Consider the following 8,332-nt stretch of genomic DNA (forward strand, 5'->3'; position numbering starts at 1 on the left):
CGCATACGCTGTGTTATACGCCCCGACGACCGAAGGGAGGAGAGCGCAGCGGGGCGCGACTGAAAAGAGCGAGTTCAAAAAATATTTTTCATTCAATTTCATTTTGATGGGCTTTTTATCTAATAATCAAAAATTTGTTTTTTTGTTTTGAATTTTGGGTAGAGGTGTTAGGGGTGAATGCCCAAAATTCAAAACTCCTTATTATTATAACATGTATAGATAAATAAAAAAGCGCGGATTGGAATAACCTCCGCGCGGGGCTTTTAAGCGTTAACATTTTGAGCGAACCTCTGAAGGTTCTCAACCAAAGAGCATGACGAGTTGTCAAAGACCAGATCAGCGATATCTCGGACCTTCAAGGCACCTCGTGAGAGTTTCACCCGATCCTTCGCCTGCACTTCAGTCCTCGCCTTCTCCTCTTCGACACCCATCTCGGTCTTCGCTCGGCTAACTCGCGTTTCTTCATCTGCATCCAAGTACACAACCTGCATCCTGTTGCCCAATAGCAGCTTTAGAAAAGCAGGCATATATGGATCATGCAGACTTTCAACCGTGTACTCGGTGACATAGTAGTGCCTTTGGCAGAAATGAAGCAGTTCGTAAGCAACCATTTCTGGAGTCGCCTCCTCACCGCGAGCCTCGACAATCTCAATGAAATATCGCAACTTTAACCGATAGAAGCCCCGCCTTCGCAAGTGGTCAGCAAAACTGCTTTTCCCGCACTCGCTCAAGCCTCCGAAACCTACGACCCTCGATATGCTACTCGCCATTGGGGCCAGTTTGATCCCGTAAGCCTGATTGAGTTGACTGCGCAAGGCATTCTGGATGTCGATAATCGGCGAAGTCACCGGAATACGCTGTACTGGCACTTCAGCAAAACACAATCCTACGGCACGCCGCAAGTTGGCCTGATAGAGAGCGTATCTTTCGTTCATGTAAGCCTCGTACTGGCCTTCCTCTGATCGGAATAGCTTTCTGCAGCCGTCTATTGAACGTAAGTAGCCATCATCGGGCACCAGCAGAACTTCATACTCTTCGGCGTAGTGGTCCAGTGCCTTTCGAAAACACTGGTCGGTTCGAAAGATGGCGTCTTCGATACAGATACCTTCACGGGTTGTCCAAGTTGCAGCACATACTGCCTGAAACATTCTCCAACCTCGATCAAATACCTGAATCTTGCCGCTCACCTTATCCCTGTTCCTTGCGTTGAGCGATTCAATAATAATGTCCGCCAATTCCTCTACGGACACCTTCTCGAACCACCAACGAGACATGTCGGGACCTTTCAGCTTCGGCCAACGTTCGCTGTACTGTATCAATGGCTTGGTGATATGGAACACTTCACCACTCTGAGACAGTAAACGGATTTGTTGGCTTTTGCCTACTCCGTCCATCCCATTTAGAGATAACGGTTTCATGCTTAAGTCACCTCCTCAATAACTTTGTTCTTGATGGTTTCGGGTTTCGCATCATACCTGCCCAGCTCAGCAACAGGGATCCACTGGAAATCGTAAGTACCCTTGTAATTGCTACCGGGCTGGAATTCGGGACCTTTGCCTGTACCAACTTCTCCGGACAAGATTTCGCAACGGTAAAACAGTTCCCGCTCCGCCACGTCTTCTTTTATTTCGTCCGCGAAGACGTTGTCCACCCGGACAACAACTCCGATCTCTTCCAAGCATTCCCGCTCAAGGGCCTGCTCTGGCGACCGATCAGACTCCTCAACGCCACCACCGGGGAAAACCCAATATTCAAGGCCTTCCTTGATCCGGTGAATCAGCAAAATCAGACCATTCACAACTATGACCGCACGTACCCTGATTTTCATTGCTCATTCCTCCTTTTATATTAAAGAACACTTATGGCTATTTACAGCCATAATCGTTTGTAAAATTATTCTATCAATAATTTTACAAACGATTATTACTATAAAATATTGAACTTGCTAAATTCAATGAAAGCTTCTCTCAAATTACCACTCGTAACATTACTTTTAACGCAAAATCCATTTTTAGTCAATAAGACGAATGTAAAATGATTTCCTTGGTTAATTTTGTCAAATTTAAGATTATTTATTATTTCTTCAATATTAATAAGTGTTTGAATCTTATGTAGCATGCCGATATTTTCTTCAAATTTTTTGATAAGTGGTTTTATGCTATTAAATTTGTCTTGATTAATTGTGTTAAAGTGAAGTGATAAAATAATTTCCAATATTATTCCATAAAAAACGGCCTCACCATGTCTTAAATTAAATTTTTGTTCTAAATAATTAGCGTAAGTATGGCCTAAACTTAAAGCTTTGTGTATACCATTTTTATCATTAAAATCATTCTCAACTATTTTCTTTTTTGTTTTTAAAGAAAATTTTGTTAAATCAAAAAATATATCGGGGTAAGATTTTCCATCGAGATAATCAGCAATTTTTCGAGCAATTGAATTATCATTAACCACCAAGGTATGTTTCCATACTTCAACTAAGCCAAAGATTATTTCTTTTTTGTTTAATGTTAGGAGTAAATTTATATCGCAAAATGTATATCTGGGTGAGTAAAATGATCCTAATAGATTTTTTATTCCGCCAAAATTAATGGCAACTTTCCCAATAATGGCATCAGACATACTCATTACTGTAGTAGGAATTTGGATAAAATCAATACCTCTCATATAATTGGTCGCGACAAATCCGGTAATATCACCCACATAGCCTCCTCCAATAGCTATTAAACAGCAATTTCTATTCATTTTTGCTTGAACCATTTTTTGGATAATTTCACTGCATGCATTAAACTCCTTATATTTTTTCACTGGACTAATAACAATAATATCGGCAATTTTATTTTCGGAACATCGCTCGAGATTGCTTTTTATTAATTTATAAAAATTGGAATCAACCACGACAATCAGTTTATCATAACGCATAGCAATAATTTCCCGCAAAGCGAAATCAAAAATATCACAGCCGATAAATATCTTCTGGGTAATATATGGCAACCTTACTGTAATGCTATCTATTTTTTTCATACAAAATATGTTTTAACTCACCGGCATTTTTTGCTTTCAAAATGTGTTTATCACTTATCGTTTTTGATGATTCAGGTGAATATAAAATCGTTTTTATCGTAAATTTATATTTAGATATAACCCTTAGATTCGCTTCCGTATCATCAATATAGAAAAAATCTTTATCCTTTAAATCATTAGATTCGAAAACTTCCTTAAAAAATTTTAAAAACGGTTTTGTGTGTCGTATTTTACTGCTATAAAATTTTCTCTTGAAACTCGATTCAATCCCAAGCATTTTAAGCATCAAACCGCCCCATTTATGAGGTATTTCTGAAGCCAAATACAAATACGCGCCTTCTTTCTCCAGTTTTCTAATCAAAGAAATTAGTGTATTATCGTATTTTACTATATTTTTAAATAATTTATGCTCAAATTTTGCAATTTTTTCTTCTTCCACGACATCTTCCCAAAATTCCTTATTTGAGATAAGACCAACACAATACAGTATATATCTTTTTTTAAACTGATCATAAGATATCTTGTCCTTGATCAGCGGATACAATGTCTTTGTGGCAAAATAACTTTCTTTTGTTAAAACGCCGATAAGATCAAAAACTATTCTTTCCATATTAAGTAATTTCCCATAATTAAATAATCCATTGGAGTTTTGCAAAACATCACCATCGCATCTTTCGGAGTTTCAACAATGGGTTCTCCGGAATCATTAAAAGATGTATTAAGAATTACCGGCACACCCGTTATTCGATAAAAATTTTTTATTAATTCATAATATATGCCATTATCTTTAGAAGTTATGGTTTGAACTCGAGCAGTTTTATCAATATGCATTATTGCTGGCACCTTATTCCACATAACCTTTCTTGTCTTTACTACTCGCAACATAAACGGAGAATCATCTTTTGTTTCAAAATATTCACCTACATATTCCTTTAATATTGAAGGTGCAAAGGGCCGAAATGGCTCTCTGTGTTTTATTTTTTTGTTTAAAACTTTTTTCATTGTGGATGGAAACGGCGCGCACAAGATGCTCCTATGTCCTAATGCTCTCGGCCCGACCTCGCTCCCTCCTTGAAACCAGCCAATAATTTTTCCTTTGGCCAATAACTCCGCCGTTTCCTTACAAATGTCTTTGCATTTTTTAAATTTAAAGTTTTTTGATTTTACCTCATACGGCAAAGTAAAAATCTTTTGTTCCTTATTTAGAACATCTAAAATTTCTTTCTCCATATATTCTCTGCCGAGATAAGCACTAGACAAAGTAAATACTTTATTATTTTTATAATATTCATGAAATCCATATAATACATTACCAAGGGCTTGCCCCGTATCATCACAACAAGGAGGCACGAATAAATTTTTAATTTTGGTTTGATTCAATATTTTTTCGTTTAAAATGCTATTTAAAAACACCCCACCCGCCAAACATAAATTTTCAATTTTATATTTCTCGTATAACCTATTTATCAGCTCAATAATAATTTTCTCCGTTCTGTTTTGAACAAAGAATGCAGCATCTTTATTTTGATAGCCGGAAAATGGTTTTCCAAAATTAAGTCTTCTCTCTTTTACAAAATTCAAAGCCGCGTGGAAATATTTTCCTTCAGCCAGGCTCTCTATCTGTTCTTTTTCATTTATAGAGTAAAGTGGGACATTAGGATATTTATCTTGCCCGTAATTCGCCAATCCCATAGTTTTTCCGGCCTCTTGCGCACTCCAGCCGCAAAAATTAGTAAACGTTTCATATGTCCTTCCAATACCTTTATATATAGACCTATTTGAATCATTCCCACCTATTTTTTTTATTGAATTACCATTAGCTAAATAATAACTTTCAGTATCAAAATTATTTCCCAAGCCATCAATAATTATAATTATTGCCTTATTGTAAGGAGATAAAAAGTAAGTTGAATAAGCATGTGATAAATGATGGTCAACACTTATGAATTTATTTTTATCTAATCCAAATGAAATCAAGTCGCCCTGAAACTTCTTTGGCAATTCTTTATGATAACTACTTGAGACAAATAAATCTATATCATGAATAGAAATGTTAAGTTCCTTTAAGCAATAAATTAAACTATATAAATATCCTTCAGAGTACTTTTTTCTATTTAGTCTTTCTTCTGCTATGGCAATAATCTTATTTTTGTTAATAACACAACAACCGCCATGATGTCCGGTATTAAAGCCTACTATTGTTTTATTGGATTTAAATTTAAATTCGAGCATATTTAGTTTTCTTTATATAATTCAAAAAAGCAAGGTAAAAATTATATCTTTGCTTTAAAGTTATTGCATTGCCAATTACCATTTCTGGTGTGACAATTTTCTTGAATTTAGGAAAGGCATAAGCAAAATTAGTTGACGTATCCTCATAACCATACGCCATAAATCCAGTTCGTCTAAGAATAATTTTCATCATTCTATATTGTATCTTAACTATCTTTTTTTCGTTTAAATCGGGATAATAGATGAGCTCCCTTTTGAATTCATGGAGACTGTCTGCAAAATTAGTTAAATCATAATTCGGAATAAGTGAAATATCGATATTTGTTAATTGGATTTTTGAATCGATCTCTCTTGGAGAATACACGCCGTCTCTTATCAAAGAGATAGCGTGAAGTGTCTTCGCATCCTTATATGATGTATTTTTAAACTCATCGAGTGTATAAAAAGTACAGCCAATTTTAATTGAGTATTTTTTGTGGGCTATTTTCTTGAATCTAACATAGAAATCATCGTTAAATTGGCAATTAAAAACAAGTAAAATATCTATATCGCTCCAACCGCTTATTATCTCCTTTCTTCCTAGCCCTCCGATAACGCAATATAGCAAAAGGTTGGCGCCAAATTCATTTTTTAGGCTGGAGAAAAAATCTTTTTCTATTTTTATATATTTATCTATTTCTTTAGCCATAATTCATTCAAGATGTTAATTAATTCATCTATGCTATTAATTTCTTGATCATAAAAATATTGAAGATAAGCTAAACAAAGCAACAGATCCTTATGAGACATTTTTCTCACATTAAACACAGCCATAATTTTCATAGCCAAGTAATTTTTGAATTCTAAATAAAAATTATATGGTCCAATTTTATTCATAACCGGCCTGACTACATAACGAATATAAGCTGAAATTGCCTCTTGACGTATTGGTGAAATTCTATGATTTATAGATTTTCCTTGAACAAAAACTTTATCTAACTTATTGAAAATATCTTCGTGTCCTTTAAATGAATGGCGATTATAAATTAAAGATAAATAATTCCCTTGAACCAAGTTATACCAGACGAATGTGGCAAATTCCGCCATAAAAGGAACCCTGCCGCCAGCCTGATAATCAAAAATCAACGGCTTAACTCCAATATTTAAATCGTTTGGATCGCATTGAGATATAATCGTCCAAGTAACCCTGTGGTTTCCAAAAAAGCTTTTTAATTCCTTAAATATTTTTGTTAAATTTAATTGAATCTCATTGCCATTAATCATTATTTTTTTGCCCTGATAAGAACTGATAAATTCCTTTGAATAAAATTTATTTATTCTAGTTTTTATTCTGTTCTCAAAAAATATATCAGCACAATTCTCCTTATCTCTTTTAATGGTTTTTAGAAAAACTTTTTTATATAATTTTAAAATTATAAAATACTTTTTATCCAATTCAGAATGATTTGCAAAATAATCAGCTAATAGACCGTCTTTCAGATCGACTGATTTTTCGTATTCATATATATGTATGATTTTACATTTAAGCGCAAGCTGAAATAAGAACTGAGGAACAGGGTAAAATTCTTTGATTTTTTTATAACCAACTAATTCTCTTTTTGATTCAATGGGATTCAAAACTTTAAAAAAATACTCTTTTGTTTTGGTTTTAATTTTGCCAAATTTTTCTGATTTAGATAATTGTTTGCAACTGCTCCACAAGGAAATTAACTCATCCTTTATCTCTTTTGGTTTTAAATTTTTATTATTTAATTTTGGAAAATCAACCAATTCTATAATGTGCTCACCTTCATATTCTGCATTACAATTAAACTCTGGGCCATTGCCAGTACCTATCTTCCCACTATTTATTAAGCAGAAATAAAAAAACTCTTTTTGATCTTTAAATATTCTCTTACATATTAAACTTTTTATATCCACATCTATTCCTAATTCTTCTCGACACTCTCTTTTTAAAGCTTGTAAGTTATTTTCTCCAATTTCTACTCCTCCTCCTGGAATAACATAATATACTTCATCTAGCTTAACTCTTTTAATCAAAATTAATTTGCCGTCATGTATAATTATCCCCCTTACTCTTTTTTTATGTTTAATTGTTTTTGTCATATTTTATTATAAATAAATCGTTTTCATAGCGTAGCGGAGAAAACTCCATATTTCCCCTTATAAAAAAGAAAAACAAAATCAGATTCTTTTTAAGAGCTGGGCGATAGCCCAAAAGTAAAACATGCATTTCACATAACGTTCCAGAATATGCGATGTTTGCCGGCGGTATAATATGCCCGAAGGGCGACCGCTGGCAAATATGGGTGGAGCGAAGCGGAACCGCATATCCAGTGTTAGGCGATGTAACAAAAATTTACTTTTCATTAAAACTTTTCAAATATATCTCATCGGCCATCTCTCTAACTTTTTGTCTGGCTAATTTAACCAAATCTCTGTCGGCTTCTTTGTTTAATTTTGCAACAGGCCCTGTCCCATCCTTTTTTATCCCGGTAGCTTCATTTAGTGGAACGCCTAAGTCGTAAAGAAATCCACTAATATGGCTTCCAAAAGGATCAGATGCCCCAGCATTTTCTTGGCCGATAAAAAATTGTGTCTGGTCAAAAATATTATGTTCTTCATGTTCAAGTATTGTTTTAAGAGTTGAAGCCCGTTTAGTTGACCACAAAGAAGCGACATCAAAATTAATACCTTCTCTATTAAGAATTTTTCCAATCCGACGAACTGTTCTACCCCCAACTACATGCTCTGTGACAATTAACACCCGATCGCCTAAATTTTTTGATTGATCCTGTATATATGTTTCCAATTTTTGTTGTCGCTCTTGTATATTTTGTTCATTTTTTTCTGGCGAGGGCAAATCTTCATCGGGGACATCTTCGTAATTAATGCTACCACCAGCAAAGAAAATGCGCTTTGGAGGATTTATTCCATGCTCTCTGTTATAACGTGCTATAATTTTACCAATTACAAGAGCAGGTAATCGTCCAGAAACATCATCACCAAGTATTGTTGTCCAGCGACCTTCTTTTATTCCTTCGGATATTTGTTCAACAAGATGTGCGAAGTCCTG

Annotated in this window: 8 protein-coding genes; all 8 read right to left on the reverse strand. The window is 34.7% G+C overall.

All coding sequences use genetic code 11. The annotated features are described in order from the left end of the window. Window positions 1-263: 263 nt before the first annotated feature. On the reverse strand, window positions 264-1,418 hold the full coding sequence (locus COU51_04440) for a hypothetical protein (GenBank protein PIR66334.1): 1,155 nt from the start codon (window positions 1,416-1,418) through the stop codon (window positions 264-266). A gap of 2 nt (window positions 1,419-1,420) precedes the next feature. Then, entirely contained in the window at window positions 1,421-1,828 is a 408-nt protein-coding gene (locus tag COU51_04445) for a hypothetical protein (GenBank protein PIR66335.1), read from the reverse strand. Between the two features lie 98 nt (window positions 1,829-1,926). Then, window positions 1,927-3,024: a hypothetical protein gene (locus COU51_04450; GenBank protein PIR66336.1), complete on the reverse strand. Its 1,098-nt coding sequence runs from the start codon at window positions 3,022-3,024 to the stop codon at window positions 1,927-1,929. Next, window positions 3,008-3,634, reverse strand: coding sequence for a hypothetical protein (locus tag COU51_04455; protein PIR66337.1), 627 nt, complete (start codon window positions 3,632-3,634; stop codon window positions 3,008-3,010). The genes COU51_04450 and COU51_04455 overlap by 17 nt, the downstream gene beginning before the upstream one ends. Further along, on the reverse strand, window positions 3,622-5,256 hold the full coding sequence (locus COU51_04460; GenBank protein ID PIR66338.1) for a hypothetical protein: 1,635 nt from the start codon (window positions 5,254-5,256) through the stop codon (window positions 3,622-3,624). Before COU51_04460 ends, COU51_04455 begins: the two co-directional genes overlap by 13 nt. Then, on the reverse strand, window positions 5,243-5,944 hold the full coding sequence (locus COU51_04465) for a hypothetical protein (protein ID PIR66339.1): 702 nt from the start codon (window positions 5,942-5,944) through the stop codon (window positions 5,243-5,245). Before COU51_04465 ends, COU51_04460 begins: the two co-directional genes overlap by 14 nt. Continuing rightward, entirely contained in the window at window positions 5,929-7,362 is a 1,434-nt protein-coding gene (locus tag COU51_04470; GenBank protein PIR66340.1) for a hypothetical protein, read from the reverse strand. The genes COU51_04465 and COU51_04470 overlap by 16 nt, the downstream gene beginning before the upstream one ends. A gap of 253 nt (window positions 7,363-7,615) precedes the next feature. Continuing rightward, window positions 7,616-8,332: hypothetical protein (locus COU51_04475; GenBank protein PIR66341.1), on the reverse strand; the 717-nt coding region annotated here is incomplete at its 5' end.

It is taken from the genome of Parcubacteria group bacterium CG10_big_fil_rev_8_21_14_0_10_36_14 (assembly GCA_002772895.1).
Lineage (GTDB): Bacteria > Patescibacteriota > Patescibacteriia.